The organism is Aeromonas sp. FDAARGOS 1408 (assembly GCF_019048665.1).
GTDB classification, from domain to species: domain Bacteria; phylum Pseudomonadota; class Gammaproteobacteria; order Enterobacterales; family Aeromonadaceae; genus Aeromonas; species Aeromonas dhakensis.
In genome coordinates this window covers 2595322-2617026 of the sequence record NZ_CP077394.1, presented here as the reverse complement: position 1 = coordinate 2617026, position 21705 = coordinate 2595322, and the positions used below count along the sequence as shown (strand labels likewise).

Genomic DNA, 21705 nt, shown 5'->3' with positions numbered 1-21705 from the left:
AGTAGTCGCCTCATGGCACGATTTTTCATAGACAGACCCATTTTCGCCTGGGTGATCGCCCTGGTGATCATGCTGGCGGGCAGCCTAGCCATCATAGGCCTGCCGGTTGCCCAGTATCCGAGCATTGCGCCGCCGGCGGTGGGCATCTCCGCCAGCTACCCAGGGGCCTCCGCCAAGACGGTGGAAGACTCGGTGACCCAGATCATCGAGCAGAACATGACCGGGCTGGATCACCTGCTCTACATGTCCTCCCAGTCGGACTCCTCCGGCCGGGTGTCGGTCACCCTCACCTTCCAGCCGGGAACCGACCCCGACATCGCTCAGGTGCAGGTACAGAACAAGCTGCAGCAAGCCATGTCGCTGTTGCCGCAAGAGGTGCAGCAGCAGGGGATCCGGGTCCAGAAGACCTCCAGCAGCTTCCTGATGGTGGCCGCCTTCATCTCCAAAGATGGCGCCATGACCAACGATGACCTGGCCGACTACGTGGTGGCCAACATCAAGGAGCCGCTCAGTCGTCTGGACGGGGTAGGGGACATCACATTGTTCGGCAGCCAATACTCCATGCGGGTCTGGCTCGATCCCAACAAGCTCAACCGGGTGCAGATGACCCCGGGGGATGTGCAGACCGCCATCAAGGCGCAAAACACCCAGGTGGCCTTCGGCAAGCTGGGGGGCACCCCGGCGGTGACCGATCAGCAGTTCACCGCCACCATCATGGGGCAGACCCGACTCTCCACCGTGGCGCAGTTCAACGACATCCTGCTGCGGGTGAACCAGGACGGCTCCAAGGTACGGCTCAAAGACGTGGCCCGGGTCGAACTGGCCGGTGAAAGCTACGATGCCGAGGCGCTCTACAACGGGCAACCCACCGCGGCGGTGGCCATCAAGCTGGCGACCGGTGCCAACGCGCTGGATACCGCCGAGAAGGTGCGTGGCAAGCTGGGCGAGCTCTCCGCCTACTTCCCGGCCAACATGGAGATCGTCTATCCGTACGACACCACGCCGTTCGTGAAGATCTCCATCGAGGAGGTGGTGCAGACCCTGGTGGAGGCGATCTTCCTGGTGTTCTGCGTGATGTATCTGTTCCTGCAGAACTTCCGCGCCACCCTGATCCCGACCATCGCGGTGCCCGTGGTGCTGCTCGGGACCTTCGGCGTCATGGCGGCGTTCGGCTTCTCCATCAACACCCTGACCATGTTCGGTCTGGTGCTGGCCATCGGTTTGCTGGTGGATGACGCCATCGTGGTGGTGGAGAACGTGGAGCGCCTGATGAGCGAGGAGGATCTCTCTCCGCTCGAGGCGACCCGCAAGTCGATGACCCAGATCACCGGCGCCCTGGTGGGGATCGCCCTGGTGCTCTCGGCGGTGTTCGTGCCGATGGCCTTCTTCGGCGGCTCCACCGGTGCCATCTATCGCCAGTTCTCCCTCACCATCGTTTCGGCCATGGTGTTGTCGGTGCTGGTGGCGCTGATCCTGACCCCGGCCCTGTGCGCCACCCTGCTCAAGCCCATCAAGCATGGCGAGTTCGGTGCCAAGCGCGGTTTCTTCGGCTGGTTCAACCGGGCCTTCGACGCCAGCGCCAACCGCTATCAGAGCGGGGTGCGCAAGGTGGTCAAGCAGGGCGTTCGCTACGGCATCATCTATGCGGCCATGCTGGCGGTACTGGCCATCCTGTTCATGCGCATGCCCACCTCCTTCCTGCCGGAAGAGGATCAGGGGGTCATCATGTCCATGGTGCAGCTGCCGGTCGGTGCCACCAAGCAGCGCACCGAGGTGGTGCTGGCTGACATGCGCGACTACTTCATGAAGAACGAGAAGGAGAACGTCGACTCCGTGCTGACGGTGGCGGGCTTCAGCTTCGCCGGTAGCGGTCAGAACAGCGGCATGGCCTTCATCAAGCTGAAAGACTGGAAGGAGCGCAACACGCCGGATCGCAGCGCCAATGCCATCATCGGCCGCGCCATGGGCTACCTGTTCAGCATCAAGGAAGCCCAGGTGTTCGCCTTCAACCTGCCCCCCATCCCGGAGCTCGGGACGGCCACCGGCTTTGACTTCTATCTGCAGGATCGGGCCGGTGTGGGCCACGACAAGCTGATGGCGGCGCGCAACCAGCTGCTCGGCATGGCGGCGCAGGATCCCAACCTGGTGCGGGTGCGCCCGAACGGGATGGAAGATACTCCCCAGCTCGACATCAAGATCGACTACGAGAAGGCGCTGGCGCAGGGGCTCTCCATCAGCGACATCAACAGCACGCTCTCCAGTGCCTGGGGTTCTGCCTATGTGAACGACTTTGTCGACAGAGGCCGGGTCAAGAAGGTCTATCTGCAGGCGGATGCCCCCTTCCGGATGAACCCGGAAGATCTCAAGCTCTGGTACGTGCGCAACAGCGCCGGTCAAATGGTGCCCTTCTCCGCCTTTGCCAGCACCGACTGGAGCTTCGGCTCGCCACGGCTGGAACGTTACAACGGCGTACCGGCGATGGAGATCGTCGGGGAAGCGGCACCGGGCAAGAGTACCGGTGACGCCATGGCCGCCATCGAGCAGATGGTGAAGCAGCTGCCGGAAGGCATCGGCATCGAGTGGACCGGTCTCTCCTATCAGGAGCGGCAGGCGGGCTCCCAAGCGCCGGCCCTGTACGCCATCTCGCTGCTGGTGGTGTTCCTCTGTCTGGCCGCCCTCTACGAGAGCTGGAGCATTCCGTTCTCGGTGATGCTGGTGGTGCCGCTCGGGGTGTTGGGGGCCATTGTGGCCGCCACCCTGCGGGGGCTGGAGAACGACGTCTACTTCCAGGTGGGCCTGCTCACCACCATAGGGCTGTCGGCCAAGAACGCGATTCTGATCGTGGAATTTGCCAAAGAGCTTTATGACAGGGGTATGGGACTGAGTGAAGCCGTGGTGGAGGCGGCGCGCCTGCGCCTGCGTCCGATCCTGATGACCTCGCTCGCCTTCATCCTCGGCGTATTGCCGCTGGTGATCAGTACCGGCGCCGGCGCCAGCAGCCGCAACGCCATCGGTACCGGCGTGATGGGGGGGATGATCAGTGCCACCGTGCTGGCCATCTTCTTTGTGCCGCTGTTCTTCGTGCTGGTGATGCGCTATTTCACCAAGCACAGTACCAAGCAAGCGCGTCTGGCCCATGCCGAGGAGATCAAACATGACTAAGACCCTGATCGCCTTGAGCGTGACTCTGCTGTTGGGGGGCTGTTCCATGGCCCCCGATTACCAGCGCCCCGAGCTGCCGCAAGGCGCCACCTGGCAGAGCAACCAGACGGGGGAGGCGGCCGTCTCCTCCTGGCGCCAGCAGTTCCTGGATCCCGCCCTGCAGCAGCTGATCGCCACGGCCCTCGAGAACAACCGGGATCTGCGTATCGCGGCCCTCAACGTGGAGGCCTACGAGGCCAGATACCGGATCCAGCGGGCGGCACAGCTGCCGACCCTGGCTGCCAATGGCTCGGGTACCCGCCAGCAGGGATCGGACGATCTCAGCAGCACGGGGCAGGGCACCATCAGCAGCCAGTACGGCGCCAACATCGGCATCACCGCCTACGAGCTGGACCTGTTCGGCCGGATCCAGAGCCTCAAAGATCAGGCGCTGGAGACCTATCTGGCGCAAATCGAGACCCAGCGCAGCACCCAGATAGCCCTGGTGGCCTCGGTGGCCAACGCCTATCTCACCCTGCTGGCGGATCAGGAGTTGCTGGCGCTGAGCGAGGCGACCCTGGCCACCGAGCAGGAGAGCTATGGTCTGACCGAGCACAAGTACCGGCTGGGGGCCGCCTCCGAGATGGAGCTGGCCCAGGGCCGTACCGCGCTGGAGAGCGCCAAGGTGAGCCTGGCCCAGTACCAACGGCAGGTGAAGCAGGATCGCAATGGCCTGGCGTTGCTGCTCGGGACCAGTGTTCCCGCACTGATGACCGAGCCGGCGACCCTGGCCGAGGTGCAGCTGGCGGCCATCCCGGTGGGTGCCCCCTCCAGCCTGCTGCAACAGCGCCCGGACATCCTGGCGGCCGAGCACAGCCTGAAAGCGGCCAATGCCAATATCGGCGCCGCCCGTGCGGCCTTCTTCCCGACCATCTCGCTGACCGCGACGGCGGGCACCGCCAGCAACCAGTTGAGCGGGTTGTTTGACGGTGGCACCGGTACCTGGACCTTCATGCCGCAGATCAACCTGCCGATTTTTGACGGTGGCAAGCGCATCGCGGATCTGGATGTGGCCGAGGTAAGCACCAGGCAGGCGGTGGCGAGCTACGAGAAGAGCATCCAGACCGCGTTCAAGGAAGTGGCGGATACGCTCGGCGCCCAGGCTGACTATCAGCAGCAGCTGCAGGCCCAGCAGGCGCTGGTGAAGGCGAGTCAGACCTACTTCAAGCTGGCGGAGGTGCGCTACGAGAAGGGGGTGGACAGTTATCTCACCCGGCTTGATGCCCAGCGTTCGCTGTTCAGTGCCAAGCAGGGGCTGATCAGTACCCGTCTGGCGCAGCTTAGCAACCAGGTCGCGCTCTACAAAGCCGTCGGCGGCGGCTGGCAAGCCACCGATACCGAGGGTGACAAGGGCGAGCGCCAGCAGTAGGCACACTCATACCTTCCATCAGCAGGCCAATACGGGGCGAACCATCGGGTTCGCCCCGTTTCTTTTGAGCAAAAACATATACATATGAAGCCCAAATGACATAATACGTCGTGCAGACAGTCTATCGGCAGGCTGCAGAGATGGGTGAAAAGACCTGAATTCTGAGCATTCAGTGAATGGCAATTGTAAGAAAGTGTTACTCATCTTCTTCAAGGATTGGAGCAAAATGGTGTTCTTGTGAGCTAGCTCCACTCCGATACGCAATTTATCACTATTTTTACTTGGGATATTAGCAGTGGAAAATGATGATGAGGTGTCGATAGGGGCTTTTTGAATGATGACCGAACATTTCCGGCCACCAATAGAGTGTTGAGCAACAGCAAAATGGGTTGTAGATGACTTGTTTTGAGCAAGGTTGTTTTGGCTATTCAAGGCGCTGGGAAAGGCGCTAGAATCCAGACTTTGTCCTTGGGGCATAGCAATTTATATGGCTTCAGCTTGTGCAACGGCCAGGTTGAAGGCCAAACAGACAGCAATCTTGTCATCAGGGACGATGGCAGAACAATCCCAAGCTGGAGGGCATTATGACCAACAGCACATACATTCTGGTTAAAAGCAGCAAACTGGGGGCTGTAACTCAGGGGCGGTAGCTATCGCTTTTGATTTGCACAGCATCAGACATTCTCTGCAAAGACGAGGGTAATCGTCGATTCAGTGCGTCTAAAAACTAAGTTTTCTATTAATTTTCAAGAGCATAACTATGAAAATTCTTGTCACTGGTGGTGCTGGTTTTATCGGTTCGGCGGTTGTTCGTCATATCATCCGAGATACCAATGACTCAGTTATCAACCTCGACAAACTCACCTATGCGGGCAACCTGGAATCCTTGGCCTGTGTCGCCAGCAGTGAACGTTATGCCTTTGAACTGGTGGATATCTGCAACCGCGCCGAGCTGGATCGGGTGTTTGCTCAGTATCAGCCGGACGCCGTGATGCACCTGGCTGCCGAGAGCCATGTTGATCGTTCCATCACCGGCCCCGCCGACTTCATCGAGACCAATATCGTCGGCACCTACATGCTGCTGGAAGCGGCTCGCGCCTACTGGAACGGCCTAGATGAGGTACGCAAGGCGGCCTTCCGTTTCCACCATATCTCCACCGACGAGGTGTATGGCGACCTGCCCCATCCGGATGAAGTGGTCCCCGGTGTGGCACTGCCGCTCTTCACCGAAACCACCCCCTATGCCCCCAGCAGCCCCTACTCTGCTTCCAAGGCTTCCAGTGACCATCTGGTGCGCGCCTGGCGCCGTACTTACGGTCTGCCGACCGTCGTCACCAACTGCTCCAACAACTACGGTCCGTACCACTTCCCCGAGAAGCTGATCCCGCTGGTGATCCTCAACGCGCTGGATGGCAAACCGCTGCCGGTGTACGGCAAGGGTGACCAGATCCGTGACTGGCTCTATGTGGAAGATCACGCCCGCGCGCTTTATACCGTGGTCACCACAGGTGTCATCGGCGAGACCTACAACATCGGCGGCCACAACGAGAAACAGAATCTGGAAGTCGTGCATACCATCTGCGATCTGCTGGATGAAATGGTGCCCAAAGCCGGCTCCTACCGCGATCAAATCACCTACGTGGCCGACCGCCCTGGCCATGACCGCCGTTATGCCATTGACGCCAGCAAGATGAGCGCTGAACTCGCCTGGCAACCGCAAGAAACTTTTGAATCCGGCATTCGCAAGACAGTGCTGTGGTATCTGGATAACCAGCAGTGGGTCAACAACGTCAAGAGCGGCGCCTACCAATCCTGGATTGAACAAAACTACGGGAAGCGTGCCTGATGCATATTCTGCTGTTTGGCAAGAATGGTCAGGTTGGCTGGGAGCTGCAACGTGCACTGGCACCACTGGGCCGTATCACAGCTGTCGATTTTGACTCCACCGATTATTGCGGTGACTTCAGCAAGCCGGCCGGCGTAGCGGAGACTGTGCGCCAGGTGAAGCCGGATGTCATCGCGAACGCGGCGGCCCACACTGCGGTAGACAAAGCCGAGAGCGAGCGGGAGTTTGCCGAACTGCTCAACGCGACCAGTGTGGCGGCGATTGCCAGAGAAGCGGAGGCATTGGGAGCCTGGCTAGTTCACTACTCCACCGACTATGTGTTCGATGGTAGTGGTGAGCGCCCTTGGCTTGAAACCGATGCGACCGCACCGCTGAATGCGTACGGCGAAACCAAGCTGGCGGGTGAGCAGGCTGCGGCCCTGTGCTCGCGTCACCTGATCTTCCGCACCAGCTGGGTCTACGCGGCCCGCGGTGCCAACTTTGCCAAGACCATGCTGCGTTTTGGCAAGGAGCGTAGCGAACTGTCGGTCATCAATGACCAGTTTGGCGCCCCGACCGGTGCTGAATTGCTGGCGGATTGCACCGCCCATGCGCTCCGCGTGGCGCAGAGCAGACCCGAGGTCGCCGGGCTGTACCATCTGATTGCCTCCGGTACCACCACTTGGTTTGACTACGCCCAGCTGGTGTTTGCCAAAGCCAGAGAGGCCGGGGTTGAACTGGCGGTCACGCAGCTCAATGCGGTGCCAACCAGTGCCTTCCCGACCCCGGCCAAACGCCCTCATAACTCCCGCTTGGATACCAGCAAATTCCAGCGCACCTTCGAGCTGGTACTGCCGGACTGGACGGTCGGTGTGGAGCGGATGTTGACCGAAACTCTGGGCAAGTAAATCACAGGCCTGGGACGTATTGAACACCTCTCTGGCTGGCAGGGATAAAACAGAAAGGTGTTGTATCAAGCCACCCTTCTCGTTTGTAATTTAAAAATAAGAAACAAGCATCATGACCAAACGTAAAGGCATTATTCTGGCTGGGGGCTCTGGCACACGTCTCTACCCCGTCACCATGGCTGTCAGCAAGCAGCTGCTACCGATCTATGATAAGCCGATGATCTACTACCCATTGAGCACCCTGATGCTGGCGGGCATTCGCGATATTTTGATCATCAGTACCCCGCAAGATATCCCCCGCTTTGAACAATTACTGGGCGATGGCAGCCAGTGGGGCCTGAATTTGCAATACAAGGTGCAGCCAAGCCCGGACGGGTTGGCACAAGCCTTTATTCTGGGTGAAGAGTTCATCGGTTCAGACCCCTGTGCACTGGTGCTGGGAGACAACATCTTCTACGGCCACGACTTGCAGAAACAGCTGGAAGCGGCAGCCAGTAAAGACAGTGGTGCCACCGTTTTTGCCTATCATGTGCATGATCCGGAGCGTTATGGGGTGGTGGAGTTTGATAAGCAAGGCAGCGTTATTTCGCTGGAAGAGAAGCCACAGGATCCCAAGAGCAACTATGCGGTCACTGGCCTCTATTTCTACGACAACAGTGTGGTGGAGATGGCCAAGGGTCTGAAACCGTCGCCCCGTGGTGAGCTGGAAATCACCGATGTGAACCGTATCTACTTGGAGCAAGGTAGTTTATCGGTGGTGATGATGGGCCGCGGTTATGCCTGGCTTGATACCGGAACCTATGAAAGCCTGATTGAAGCGAGCAACTTTATTCAGATTATCGAAACTCGTCAGGGGTTGAAAGTCGCTTGCCCAGAAGAGATCGCTTATCGCAAAAAATTTATTGATGTAGAGCAGGTACGTGCGCTCGCGCTACCATTAGAAAAGAATACCTATGGACAATATTTGCTAAGAATGGTTGAACAAAGTCTGATGTGATATCTGGGTGGTGTTACCACTCTGTACCACGAATAAATTTAATTGGCATATCTGAGATGAATGTAATAAAGACGGAGCTCCCTGACATACTTCTATTTGAGCCTAGGGTATTTAGTGATGAGCGTGGCTTTTTCTTTGAAAGTTTCAATCATAAGCTATTTGAAGAAGCGGTGGGATACCCTGTCACCTTTGTACAAGATAATCACTCAAAATCATCTAAAGGTGTATTGCGTGGTTTGCACTATCAACTTCCCCCGCATGCGCAAGGAAAGTTAGTGCGCTGTATCATTGGTGAAATATTTGATGTGGCAGTTGATATTCGTAAAAGCTCGCCGACTTTTGGGCGATGGGTTGGAGCCCATTTGTCAGATACAAACAAACGTCAATTATGGATTCCTGAAGGATTTGCTCATGGGTTTATCACAAGAACAGAGACCGCAGAAGTTTTATATAAAGCAACTAATTATTACCAACCAGATTTTGAAAATTCAATATGCTGGAATGATCAGCAGCTATCTATAAAATGGGATAATGATATGTTCCCTGTATTGTCTAGGAAAGATGCAAGTGCAAAATCATTTATGATGGCTAAAAAATTTAACTATAATTTCATGGTGTAGCTATGACAGTTTTAATTCCTGCAATTATGTGTGGTGGCAGCGGTTCTAGATTATGGCCCATTTCGCGTGAACAGCATCCCAAACCGTTCATCAAACTATCTGATAATCAGAGTTTTTTGCAAAAAGCATTTTTACGTGGAGCAAAGCTAGCTGATATCAGAGAAGTTTTGACGATCACTAACAGAGATCTTTATTTCAAAACACTAGACTCATTTAAAGAGGTGAATAGCAATGAAGTTCAGACTTCATTTATTCTGGAACCCTATGGTCGTAACACCGCAGCAGCAGTAGCATCAGCTGCAGTTTATGTTCGTGATACATATGGTGATGATGCGATCTTGCTAGTATTAGCTGCCGATCACTTAATCACAGATCAGGTTGCATTCGATGATGCTGTCTCTTGTGCAGTTGAATTGGCGAAAGCAGGACAATTAGTCACATTTGGCATTAAGCCAACAATTCCTGAAACCGGTTATGGTTATATCGAGGCCACTGGTACAAGCGTATTGCGTTTTGTTGAAAAGCCAACCTTGGATAAGGCAAGTGAGTACGTCGCAAGTGGTCGTTTCTTCTGGAACTCAGGCATGTTTTGCTTTAAAGCAAGTACAATGATTACAGAGATGGATTTGCATTGCCCAGAAGTATTGTCAGCAACAAAAGCATGCCTCGACAGGTCAGAACTGGTTCAAAGTAAAAAGGTAAAACATATTGACCTTGATCCTGACACGTTTAGTCATGTACCAGACATATCGATAGACTATGCTGTGATGGAGAAATCAGGCAATGTTTCGGTGGTGCCCTGTGACATAGGTTGGAGTGATATTGGCTCTTGGGCTGCAATGAGTGACCTCCATCGAGCCGATGAACATGGAAATACCGTTCAAGGCCATGCAATTTTACATGCTACCTCAAACTGTTATATATCGAGTGAAGATCGAGTTATTGGTGCAGTTGGTATAGAAAATCTAGTTATTGTTGATACAGCAGATGCATTATTGGTTGCACATAAAGAGAACAGTCAAGATGTCAAGTTGATTTATAATAATCTTAAGGCGATAAATAATGATGCATTTAAAATGCATCGTACTGTTTATTGCCCCTGGGGTCTATATACATTACTTGAGGCGGGTGAACGTTTTAAAATTAAAAGACTTGAGGTTAAACCTGGTGCTAGTTTAACGATGCAAATGCATCATCATAGAAATGAGCATTGGGTTGTACTATCTGGTGTTGCAGAGGTCTTTTATGAAGATCAGATTACATTACTAACAGCTAACCAATCTACATATATTCCTGCCGGACATCGCCATCAATTAAAAAATCCTGGTCTCATCGACTTAGTTATGCTAGAAGTTCAAACTGGTGAGTATTTGGGTGAAGACGATATTATTGATTATTAAAAAGGAATCATAATTAAGGGAGGGAATTAGATGAATCTTACTTGTTTTAAAGCTTACGATATTCGTGGAAAATTGGGTGATGAATTAAACACTGAGATTGCCTATCGTATTGGTCGTGCAACAGCACAATATTTAAAGGCAACGAGAATTGCTGTTGGAGGTGATGTTCGACTAACTAGTGAAGGCTTAAAACAAGCGCTTGCAAACGGTATTCTAGATGCAGGTTGTGATGTTATTGATTTGGGCGTAACCGGTACTGAAGAAACTTATTTTGCAGCCTTCACATTGGATATTGACGGTGCGATAGAAGTTACTGCCAGCCATAATCCTATGGATTATAATGGCATGAAGCTGGTTGGTCGTGATGCTCGTCCAATTAGTGGCGATAGTGGTTTGAATGATATTCGAACATTGGCTGAAAAGGGGGACTTCAGTGTATCACCTCGGCGAGGTACATTGAGTAAAAAATCGATACTAGATGCTTATGTCGATCATTTACTGACGTATATAAAGCCACATCAATTACGTCCGCTCAAGCTGGTTGTGAATGCCGGTAATGGTGCTGCAGGCCATGTAATTGATGTTATTGAACAACGTTTTAATACCCTTAATGTTCCAGTCGAATTTATAAAAATTCATCATGAAGAAAATGGTAACTTTCCCAATGGCATTCCTAATCCATTACTTCCTGAAAATAGAGATGTGACATCGGAAGCTGTAAAATTTCATCATGCTGATATGGGCATTGCGTGGGATGGTGATTTTGATCGCTGCTTTCTGTTCGATGAAAATGGTATTTTCATCGAAGGATATTATATCGTTGGATTATTGGCAGAGGCATTTTTAGTAGATAATCCTCATGAGAGAATAATTCATGATCCACGCTTGACATGGAATACTATCGATATCGTTGAGAAGTCTGGCGGCATACCTGTACAAAGCAAAACTGGTCATGCTTTTATTAAAGAACGGATGCGCAGTGAAAACGCAATTTATGGTGGTGAAATGAGTGCTCATCACTATTTCCGTGATTTTGGCTACTGTGATAGTGGTATGATTCCATGGTTACTAGTAATTAACTTGTTATCACTAAAAAAGTCCACATTGTCAAGTTTAGTGGCTGAGCGAGTTAAAGCATATCCATGTAGTGGAGAGATAAACTATAGAGTCGATAATGCTCTTGAAATAATAAAGACGCTTGAAGAGGTTTATGTACCACTCGCTGTCAAGGTAGAATATGTAGATGGTCTTAGTATCGAAATGAACGATTGGCGATTTAATGTTCGCATTTCAAATACGGAGCCACTACTAAGGCTTAATGTTGAAAGTAAAAATAATATAAGCAAGTTAACGTCTGGTTTGAATTCATTACATAAAATGATCAACAACATATAGGGAGAGTGCTGAAAATGTCCAAGAAAGTAGCATTGATTACTGGGGTGACTGGTCAGGATGGTTCATATCTGGCTGAATTTCTATTAGAGAAGGGTTATGAAGTGCATGGTATTAAGCGCCGTGCATCTCAGTTTAATACACAACGTGTAGACCACATTTATAAAGATCCTCATGAGGAAAATGTTGATTTTAAACTGCATTACGGCGACTTAACTGATTCATCAAATCTAACGAGAATTATAGCCGAAGTTCAACCCGATGAAGTTTACAATCTTGGTGCTCAATCTCATGTCGCTGTTAGTTTTGATTCTCCAGAATATACTGCGGATGTCGATGCGATCGGCACCTTGCGCTTATTGGAAGCTATTCGTTTCTTGGGGCTAACCAAAAAAACTCGGTTTTATCAGGCATCGACATCCGAACTATACGGTCTGGTGCAAGAAATTCCGCAGCGAGAGACAACACCTTTTTATCCGCGCAGCCCTTATGCCGTGGCTAAAATGTATGCGTATTGGATCACGGTGAATTATCGTGAGGCATACGGCATGTATGCTTGTAATGGAATTTTGTTTAATCATGAGTCCCCCCGTCGTGGTGAAACATTTGTTACTAGAAAAATAACTCGAGGTTTGGCAAATATTGCTCAAGGTCTCGAAAAGTGCCTGTATATGGGGAATATGGACTCATTACGCGATTGGGGACATGCAAGAGACTATGTCAAGATGCAATGGATGATGTTGCAACAAGAGCAACCAGAGGATTTTGTGATTGCAACTGGAGTGCAATATAGTGTCCGTGAATTTATAAAAATCGCTGCTGCCGAGTTAGGTGTTGAATTAAGCTTCGTTGGGAGTGGTGTCGATGAGAAAGCTGTTGTTTCGGCTATTTCTGGAGATAAGGCACCGGCATTAAAGGTTGGTGATATTATCGTATGTGTTGATCCGCGTTATTTCAGACCGGCAGAAGTAGAGACACTCCTTGGTGATCCATCTAATGCCAAAAATAAGCTGGGTTGGGAGCCGGAAACGACTCTTGCAGAAATGGTAAAAGAGATGGTTGCATATGATTTGCAGCAAGCTCGTCAGCATGCCTTGCTGAAATCACATGGTTTTGATGTTAATGTTAGTGTGGAGTGATTATGATTCCAGTATATCAACCAAGATTGTCTGGTAATGAAAAAAAATACGTTAATGAATGCCTTGATTCAACATGGATCTCTTCAAAAGGTGAATTTATTAACAGATTTGAATCTGCATTTTCAAAGTATATTGGTGCAGAATATTGTACAACGGTTAGTAATGGCACCGTGGCACTGCATTTGGCGATGGCTGCTTTAGGTATTGGTCCTGGTGATGAGGTCATTGTTCCTTCATTCACATATATTGCTTCAGTAAATACCATCATCCAGACCGGTGCCAAAGTTGTCTATGTAGACTCGCTACCAGATACATGGAACATCGATGTCAATGACGTGATAACAAAAATCACGGCAAAGACTAAGGCTGTCATGGCTGTGCATCTTTATGGTTTACCATGTGACATGGATGCATTAGTAGATGTTTGTAAAAAACATAACTTGTTTTTGATAGAAGACTGTGCGGAAGCTTTCGGCACTCTTTATAAAAATAAGCATGTTGGTACATTTGGTGACGTGGCGACATTCAGTTTCTTTGGCAATAAGACAATAACTACCGGTGAAGGTGGTATGGTTGTTTCAAAGGATAAAATTGTCCATGAATTGGCATGTCACTTGAAGAGCCAGGGGGTCTCGAAGCTGAAAGAGTATTGGCATGATGCGTTGGCATTTAATTATCGCATGACCAATATATGTGCTGCGATTGGTTTGGCACAATTAGAACAAGCAGATGAGATCATTGCCAAAAAGAGAGAGATTGCCTGCTGGTACCAGCGTCGATTGAACCATTTACCGATTACGTTCCACAAAGAGATTGAGAATGCCAGACATTCATACTGGATGTGCTCGATCCTTGTAGAGAATGCACAAGATAGAGATTTGCTCAGAAATGTTCTAAAAAATCATGGTGTCGAGACAAGGCCATTGTTTCCTTTAGCTAACACAATGCCACATGTATTTACAGAACAGAAGTTTTCTGTTGCTGAAGATATTAGTTCAAGAGGCATGAATTTACCAAGTTACCCTGAGTTATCTGAAAAAGATATTGATTTTATCTGCAAAGTAATCGCTGATTTCTACTTAAATAAATAGTATTCAGATAGATGACCCTTCATATTTTATTAGTGAAGGGTCATTTTAAACTAATGGAAACCTTATGAGCTTTTATTATATTCGAGGTATTTGGGATGCTAGATATTTTTGGCAGCATCTCGCCTTATCCGATCTACGTTCTCGTTGGCGGCGTTCCTTTTTTGGTGTTTTATGGTCGTTTATTCAACCTTTAGGTATGACGTTATTAATATCGATAGTTTTTAGTAAGATGTTTAATACAGACATAGTGACATATGCACCCTATATTTTGTCGGGGATTATAGTCTGGGATTTTGTCGTAGCCAATACCATTGGTGGTTCACTTGCGTTTGTGCAAGCCGATGCCTACATTAAACAATGTAAGCATCCACTAGCAATATACACATTACGTACTGTATTTAGCAGCATCATAGTGCTTGCCCTCGCCAGTTTGTCACTATTTGCTTGGTCAATTGTTGTCTTGCCACAAAATATAAATATAACTTGGCTAGCCACCTTAACTGTTTTCCCAATATTGGCACTTATTGCTTGGCCATTATCAACGTTGCTAGCTTATATCGGTGTTAGATTCAGAGATGTGCCGCATGCTATGGGATTAGTCATGCAAGCAATATGGTTTATCTCTCCGGTATATTTCGAGGAACGTATGTTCCGTTCTGGCGGGTTGGATTGGTTAGTCGATTACAATCCTGTGTATCATGTATTGCAAATTATAAGAGCACCACTACTAAAAGGTGAGTGGCCCAGTCTGGAAAACTATACATTTAGTCTAATAACTGCTGCTCTCCTATTTTTACTGGCGTGGCTGATTGGTCGAAATGTAGAGAAAAAAGTGATCTTCTACCTATGAAAAAAAATAGAATTAAACTTGAAAATGTTAACCTTCATTATGCATCGGTAGCTTATAAAGAGCGATCGCTAAAGTCCCTTTTGTCTGGAGCTTTAAAAAAAGGAAAAGCTGAACACTCAATCTCTGATATTCATGCATTAAAGAATATTACTTTGGAAATAAATAATGGAGAGCGGGTTGGACTCTTGGGGCACAATGGCGCCGGGAAAAGCACATTTCTTAAAACAGTGGCTGGTCTTTATCCTATATCTAGTGGTAAATTAATTGTTGAAGGGCAAGTGCGTTCTCTTTTTGATTTGAGTCTAGGTTTTGAACCAGATGCAACAGGCCGAGAAAATATTCTCTATCGCGGTCTTCTGCTTGGTCTCTCTCCTACCTTTATGAAAGAGAAAGAAAGTGAGATCGTTGAGTTCGCAGGTCTGGGAGAGTTTATTGATTATCCAATTAAAACTTACTCTGCAGGGATGCAAGTCAGACTAGCATTTGCCATATCCACGGCTGTTGGTGGCGATATATTACTGCTCGATGAGGTGATTGGTGCCGGTGATGCCCAGTTTATGGCAAAGGCTAAAAACAGAATAATGAGCTTGATTGAGAATGCTGAAATACTGGTTTTAGCATCACATGATTTCAGTGCCTTGAAAAATATTTGCTCAAGAGGGATTGTGTTCCATCATGGTGAATACATTTTTGATGGCCCCATTGATGATGCTATCATAGCTTATAAACGAGTCAATAATCTGGATTTAACATGAAAAATCGAGTTTTGTGGCTGCTTAACCATTCAACATTAAGAAGCTTTGAAATACCTCAACTAATAGAGTCTGGTATTGAAGAGATATATCTTCCAAAAAAGTTTCCATATGATGAAGGAAATTTATCGGCAAGTATAACATTCGATTTTGACGATGAATTGACTATTCCTAGACATGAGCTTGATGTTTTAAATGAACAGAATTGGTATGAGTCACCAAGTAAAGATGCTTGGGATATTGTAAATAAGTATTTTGATTATGCGATAATTGGTTTCTTCCCAAAGCAGATTAAGTCAACTATCAAAAATTTTAATGGTGCTGTCATTCTTCGTGTATTCGGCTTGTCTAAGGGATACAATTATTCTTCTTTATTAAGAAGTGAATGTGGAGATAATGTAGTTTCAACAATTAAATCGATGGGGAAGAGATTCTGGTTTGGTTGTGGCTATGAGCATATTTCTGATGTAGAAATGCCATTTTTAGCAAAACGGTCATGTTATTTACCTGTTGGTTTAAAAGGAAAATACCAACCTGAAAATTGGAGTGGAAAGAGAAAGACGATACTATTTGTCTGTCCAAGAATTGGAACATCTCCATATTTTAAAAATATTTATGACTCCTTTGTTCGTGACTTTAAAGATTTTGATTACATCATTGGTGGCGCGCAACCAATAGCTGTTAATGATAAAAAAGTGCTCGGCTTTGTATCTAAAGAAGAGCACTCAGATAACATGCAAGAATGTAGCGTGATGTTTTATCATTCCACTGAACCAAATCACATACATTATCATCCATTTGAAGCAATACAAGCTGGTATGCCACTGGTATATATGGCCGGGGGAATGTTGGATTTAATGGGGGGAGTCAATTTACCTGGCAGATGTGAAACAATTGCAGAGGCTAAGGCTAAGATTGGTAAAATCTTAAATGGTGATGAAAAGTTAATTAGAGATATTAGAAAAACACAGCATGTTCTTCTTGAACAAATGATGCCTGAGCATTGTGCTTCAATATGGAAAAGCAACTTTAGTCTTGTCATCGATGGATTGAAAGAGCATCGCTTGCAGCAGAAAGCTCGGCCTGCATATGTCACCAGGAAGAAGCGAATTGCAGTAATTGTTCCAATTGAGTATCGTGGTGGTAGTCTGCGAGGCGCTAAGCTTTTAGCTGATGCCATATTGCTTGGCAGTCAGCAGGCTAATGAAGATTGTGAAGTCGTTTTTGCCCATCCAGCTATTGACGAGTTAGAGCGTGCTAATGAGCTGCAGGATTTAAATCCGACAATTCAAAGGAGAGGCTTCTATTGGCAAAATCTTTCCAAAGATGATGCTGCTCGTGCTATGCAATATGCAGGTCATGATGGCTGGTGTACTACAGCTGAATCATATATGGTTCCCAATGATGGCATCAGTAATTTCTATGATTGTGATATGTGGGTTTTCGTTTCCGACAGGCTAGCCAAAATACTTCTCCCTGTAAGACCAATAGTACTGATGGTATATGATTATTTGCAGCGCTATGTTTCAATTTTGCAAGGTGGTGCTGACCATCTCTACTTAAAAGCTGCAACACAAGCTGAGCGAGTTTTGGTGACTACTGACTTCACTTGCCGCGATGCGCAACAATATGCTGGTATTGAGCCAGACAGAATTGCTAGGTTACCTATGTTGGCGCCGGATTTTTCCTTTGAAAAGGATCAGCATAAAGATTTATGCGATTATTTCATTTGGACTACCAACCTAAGTCCCCATAAGAATCATCTCAATGCTGTGAAAGCATTGGATATTTATTATAACCAGCTAGCGGGCTCTCTCAAATGCTTTATTACTGGCGTCAACACTCAGAGTATAATGGAAAGTAAGCTGTCACATTTGAGCGAGTTTGTGAGGGTCGTTGAGAATAGTAAGCCGCTAAAGCGTAAGATAAAGTTGTGTGGTGAGTTATCCGATATAGAATATAGAAAGGCACTAAAGCTAGCATCATTTATATGGCATCCTGCGCGCATAGATAATGGCACTTTCTCGGTTATCGAGGCCGCCTACCTTGAGGTTCCTGCGCTATCCTCTGATTATCCGGCAATGCGGGAAATAGATAGTCAGTTCTCGCTGAATTTGACATGGTCTGCTGCAGAGTCACCACAAGAAATGGCTCAACAACTTAAATATATGGAAGAGCAGGCTGTGTATCTTCGAGAAAAGTTGCCTAGCAAAGATGTATTAGAAAAACAGCAAGTACACCATCTGGCTAAGCATTATTGGGGGGTAATACGCGAATGTCTGTGAGAAAATTTGGAATTTATCTTTGCTATGCCCCATCTGTTGATTTAAGAAAGGAAGGGCTTGGCCGCTACTTAGCAGCCTTTCTTAAAGGTGCTGCAGCACGCAATGATGTAAAGTTCACCTTAGTCTGTCCCAGTTGGTCTAAGCAAGATCTCTATGATCTGTTTGATAGCGAAAATGTGCCACATGACAGCTTTTCAATTCGTGCGCCAGAGAAAAGACCGCTTTTATTGGATTTTTACCATTGGTATCTTAATCGTAAAACGAAAAGAAAAAAAAGAAAAACACTCAAATCATTTTTTCTGGAGTTGATTGGTAGACTGAAGGAAAACACTTTTCATTATGTGGAGAAGCGTTTACTGAATACGTACACGACATCGGACCTGATCCTGCTAGGGATTGAGGGTGGCCTGTTGTTGCTGTTGACCTTAATGATATTCCCATTGTTTTTTATCGTGTTTTTTCCTTTGTTATTGGCGTTCTTTTTTGTTCATAAATTGAAGTCAGTCGTGCTTGGTAGGTCTTCCAAGTACATAGGTCGTTTCATGAAAATGGTTCACTCGCCTAAAGATGACGGATTGGTGTTGCGTCTCTACCGCAATATGGAGTTGATGGAGGGGAAGCGTATAAACGCATTAATCGATAGTATGCATGATATATCTGCATGGTATTGTCCTACAGCTTATTGGCCTGAGTTTAACAAAATTGATGCCCCTCGATTAATGTGTGTGCCAGATGTTGTTTTACGAGATTTTCCTGTCGCCTTTTCTCAAATTGGTGGCGATAGGACTCTATCGACCTTTAAATTGCTAGAAGAGGCTATCAGAACAGGGGATCACTTTGTCACTTATAGTGAAGTGGTAAAATGGAATACACTAATCGATGGCTATCAAATATCAGTGGATAAGGTGTCAGTAGTACACCATGCCGCTAATAAAGTTGATAGCTTCATTAATATTGGTGGCCTACCAGATAATGAAGAAGCGACCTCCCATTATGCCAAATCATTACTCATGTCTGCGATTCGTAAATCGAATGAGCAAGACTATGTTTCAATATTTAAAAATAAAAATGTAGATTTTATCTTTTATGCTAGCCAGATCAGGCCGAATAAAAATATAATAAGTTTATTCAAAGCATATGAGTATCTTTTGCGGAAAAGATTCGTTCAGCACAAGCTGGTCGTTACCGGCAATGTTAGTGTTATGCCAGAAGTAAAAGAATTTATTGTTAGCCACAACCTACAACACGAAATTTTGTTTTTGCATGGACTGACGATGCAAGAACTTGCTGCTTGTTATAAACTGGCGGGTTTGGCTGTTAATCCAAGTCTAAGTGAAGGGGGATGTCCATTTACATTTACTGAGGCATTATCAGTTAATACGCCAGTTGTTATGGCTCGCATTCCTGTTACAGAAGAAATTCTTACTGACCCTGAATTACAGGAAATGACATTTTTCGATCCGTATGATTGGCGAGATATGGCTAAGAAAATAGAATGGGCACTTCACAATCATGATATCTTACTAAGAAAACAGTTGCAGATATATGATGAGTTATCAGTGCGCACATGGTCCGATGTTGTAAATGAGCATATCGATATACTCGAGCGTATTAGTGGCTTGGAGACATGATGTGATGGACTCTAAGAAGCTGGTCATTTTAGGTTGTGGTGGACATGCAAGAAGTGTGGCTGATGTAGCATTGTCGTTAGGGTTCTTAACGTTATGTTTTATTGATGATAATGCCAGACCTGGCGAAAGCATCTTTGGTTATCCAGTTCTTTCGTCATGGGAATTAATATCACCCGATGAGTGGTTTTTTTTTCCTGCAGTAGGTGATAACAAAAAAAGAAAGTTACAGCTAGAGGTGCTGGAGAAAATGGGGTGGCAAGTTGCCACCTTGATCTCTGCTACTGCCACTGTTGGTGTTAACTCTATTATAGGTAAAGGAACGTTCATTGGTCATCATGGACACATAGGTCCTTCAGTTAAAATTGGTGAAGGATGTATTATCAACTCAGGTGCAATAATTGAACATGATGTCAGTGTTGATGAATTTACGCACGTATCGGTCAATAGTACAGTGGCAGGTTCTGTTAATATCGGGAAGTTATGTTTTATAGGTGCTGGTGCTACTATTATAAACAATGTTTCTGTTCGCGACGAGATTACAGTTGGTGCAGGGGCGTGTGTTGTAAATAATATAGAGCAGTCTGGAGTTTATGTAGGTGTGCCAGCAAAGAAATATAAATGATGTATGGGGGTGATATGCATCTTACTGATGATGATTTTTTTAAAACAATAAAAAGCACACCCTTAATATCGATTGATCTGGTGATTTCTGATAGTTCAGGACGGTACCTTCTAGGTCTAAGAAAAAATAGACCAGCAGCCGATCATTGGTTTGTCTTGGGCGGCAGGATAAAAAAGGGGGAATCTATATCAAATGCTTTTAAAAGAGTGGCTGAAAATGAACTTGGCGTGACGTTGCAGTGTTCGGAAGCTAAGTTTATTGGAGTCTATGAACATTTTTATAAAGATTCATTTTATGACGTTATGACTCCTACCCACTATGTTGTCTTAGCTTATTCGATAGAATTAGGCTGCGATGTAAATTCTTTTTCTGTTGCTCAACATTCAAAATACAAATGGTTTGATATAATAGAGCTTCTTGCATCACCAGATGTTCATCAATACACAAAAAATTATTTTTTAGATAAAGGTCTGGAAGTCAATGAGAATTCTTCATTTTTTTAAAACATATTACCCAGATGCTTACGGTGGTGTGCAACAAGTAATATATCAGCTTGCTGAAGGTGCAGTAAAAAGAGGGCATGAGGTTGATGTATTATGCTTGAGTGCTGAAAATGCAGGCAGACATTTTAATATTGAAAATCATAGTGTACATGCCGCAAAGGAAGATTTCTATATAGCCTCGACTGGGTTTTCATGGTCCGCTATCGTCGAATTCAGGCGGCTGGCAGAGAGCGCTGATATTATTCATTATCATTTCCCTTGGCCTTATATGGATATAGTGCATTTTTTGGTTAATCCTAAAAAGCCAACGGTGGTTAGTTACCACTCTGACATTGTCAAACAAAAGTATTTGCTACAACTTTATAAGCCATTGATGATGTCTTTTTTAAATAAAGTTGATGCTGTTGTTGCTTCTTCACCCAACTACGTCAAGACTAGTCCTATTCTCTCTAGCCTAAAAAAGGATGTTGAAGTAATACCATTTGGTCTGGAAAGAGTATCTGCATATCATGCAGATTTATCGTTGTTGAATAAATGGAACGATAAAATAAAAGGGCGTTTCTTTCTTTTTATAGGTTTTTTACGATATTATAAGGGACTGTCATTTGTCCTTGATGCTATGCGTGAGCTTGATTATCCTTTGATAATAATTGGTGAAGGGCCATGTGAAAAGGAGTTGAAATCTCAGGCGGATAAATTAGGATTGAAAAATACACTTTTTATTGGTCCTGTAAGTGATGATGAAAAAAATATTTTACTGGAGTTATGTTATGCCGTGGTATTCCCATCGCATTTGCGTTCTGAAGCGTTTGGTATGACGTTGTTAGAGGCGTCAATGTATGGCAAGCCCATGATTACTTGCGAGATTGGCACAGGTACTACATATATAAATCTACATGGTGAAACTGGATTGGCTATTGAGCCAGCAAATAGCGATGCTTTATCATCCGCGATGAAGAAGCTATGGGAGGATCAAGACGAAACTGAGCGTATGGGAAAAAATGCAAAGGTTAGATTTGAACAAAACTTTACGGCTGACGTCATGATTGATAAATATATGACGCTATATGAAAAGGCTATCTCAAATTATTACTCATCTTGAAAGGCCTACTTCAGACTG

The 21705-nt window shown here is 46.9% G+C and carries 17 protein-coding genes; all 17 read left to right on the top strand.

Annotated features, from left to right (window positions below; translation table 11 throughout):
* The first annotated feature begins 12 nt into the window (after positions 1-12).
* A complete protein-coding gene (locus I6L38_RS12000) occupies positions 13-3162 on the top strand; it encodes an efflux RND transporter permease subunit (protein WP_065016977.1) in 3150 nt (1049 codons plus the stop codon).
* Positions 3155-4570, top strand: coding sequence for an efflux transporter outer membrane subunit (locus tag I6L38_RS11995; protein WP_216988521.1), 1416 nt, complete (start codon positions 3155-3157; stop codon positions 4568-4570). The genes I6L38_RS12000 and I6L38_RS11995 overlap by 8 nt, the downstream gene beginning before the upstream one ends.
* Positions 4571-5330: 760 nt before the next feature.
* On the top strand, positions 5331-6416 hold the full coding sequence (gene rfbB / locus I6L38_RS11990; RefSeq protein WP_043169758.1) for a dTDP-glucose 4,6-dehydratase: 1086 nt from the start codon (positions 5331-5333) through the stop codon (positions 6414-6416).
* The gene (rfbD, locus tag I6L38_RS11985) at positions 6416-7303 is read left to right on the top strand and encodes a dTDP-4-dehydrorhamnose reductase (RefSeq protein WP_043169756.1); all 888 of its coding nucleotides are present in this window, start codon (positions 6416-6418) and stop codon (positions 7301-7303) included. Before rfbB ends, rfbD begins: the two co-directional genes overlap by 1 nt.
* A 112-nt stretch (positions 7304-7415) precedes the next feature.
* The gene (rfbA, locus tag I6L38_RS11980; RefSeq protein WP_043169754.1) at positions 7416-8300 is read left to right on the top strand and encodes a glucose-1-phosphate thymidylyltransferase RfbA; all 885 of its coding nucleotides are present in this window, start codon (positions 7416-7418) and stop codon (positions 8298-8300) included.
* 56 nt (positions 8301-8356) lie between these two features.
* Positions 8357-8920 (top strand): dTDP-4-dehydrorhamnose 3,5-epimerase, encoded by a 564-nt coding sequence (gene rfbC / locus I6L38_RS11975; protein ID WP_043169753.1) that lies wholly within the window; start codon positions 8357-8359, stop codon positions 8918-8920.
* Between the two features lie 2 nt (positions 8921-8922).
* Positions 8923-10320, top strand: coding sequence for a mannose-1-phosphate guanylyltransferase/mannose-6-phosphate isomerase (locus tag I6L38_RS11970; RefSeq protein WP_080760783.1), 1398 nt, complete (start codon positions 8923-8925; stop codon positions 10318-10320).
* Positions 10321-10350: 30 nt separating this feature from the next.
* The gene (locus tag I6L38_RS11965; RefSeq protein ID WP_080760782.1) at positions 10351-11715 is read left to right on the top strand and encodes a phosphomannomutase; all 1365 of its coding nucleotides are present in this window, start codon (positions 10351-10353) and stop codon (positions 11713-11715) included.
* A gap of 14 nt (positions 11716-11729) precedes the next feature.
* On the top strand, positions 11730-12851 hold the full coding sequence (gmd, locus tag I6L38_RS11960; protein WP_080760781.1) for a GDP-mannose 4,6-dehydratase: 1122 nt from the start codon (positions 11730-11732) through the stop codon (positions 12849-12851).
* Positions 12852-12853: 2 nt separating this feature from the next.
* Complete coding sequence (locus tag I6L38_RS11955; protein WP_080760780.1) at positions 12854-13942, top strand: DegT/DnrJ/EryC1/StrS aminotransferase family protein; 1089 nt, start codon at positions 12854-12856, stop codon at positions 13940-13942.
* Positions 13943-14006: 64 nt separating this feature from the next.
* On the top strand, positions 14007-14792 hold the full coding sequence (locus tag I6L38_RS11950) for an ABC transporter permease (RefSeq protein ID WP_011706701.1): 786 nt from the start codon (positions 14007-14009) through the stop codon (positions 14790-14792).
* Positions 14789-15547, top strand: a complete 759-nt coding sequence (locus tag I6L38_RS11945) for an ABC transporter ATP-binding protein (RefSeq protein WP_043169751.1) — start codon at positions 14789-14791, stop codon at positions 15545-15547. Before I6L38_RS11950 ends, I6L38_RS11945 begins: the two co-directional genes overlap by 4 nt.
* Complete coding sequence (locus I6L38_RS11940; RefSeq protein ID WP_216988520.1) at positions 15544-17829, top strand: glycosyltransferase; 2286 nt, start codon at positions 15544-15546, stop codon at positions 17827-17829. Before I6L38_RS11945 ends, I6L38_RS11940 begins: the two co-directional genes overlap by 4 nt.
* A complete protein-coding gene (locus I6L38_RS11935; protein ID WP_043169749.1) occupies positions 17820-19460 on the top strand; it encodes a glycosyltransferase in 1641 nt (546 codons plus the stop codon). Before I6L38_RS11940 ends, I6L38_RS11935 begins: the two co-directional genes overlap by 10 nt.
* Before the next feature lie 4 nt (positions 19461-19464).
* Positions 19465-20082, top strand: a complete 618-nt coding sequence (locus I6L38_RS11930; protein ID WP_080760779.1) for an acetyltransferase — start codon at positions 19465-19467, stop codon at positions 20080-20082.
* Positions 20083-20096: 14 nt separating this feature from the next.
* The gene (locus I6L38_RS11925; protein WP_080760797.1) at positions 20097-20585 is read left to right on the top strand and encodes a GDP-mannose mannosyl hydrolase; all 489 of its coding nucleotides are present in this window, start codon (positions 20097-20099) and stop codon (positions 20583-20585) included.
* Positions 20563-21687 carry a glycosyltransferase family 4 protein gene (locus I6L38_RS11920; RefSeq protein ID WP_043169748.1) on the top strand — a complete coding sequence of 375 codons (1125 nt, stop codon included), beginning with the start codon at positions 20563-20565 and terminating at the stop codon, positions 21685-21687. The genes I6L38_RS11925 and I6L38_RS11920 overlap by 23 nt, the downstream gene beginning before the upstream one ends.
* Positions 21688-21705: the final 18 nt, after the last annotated feature.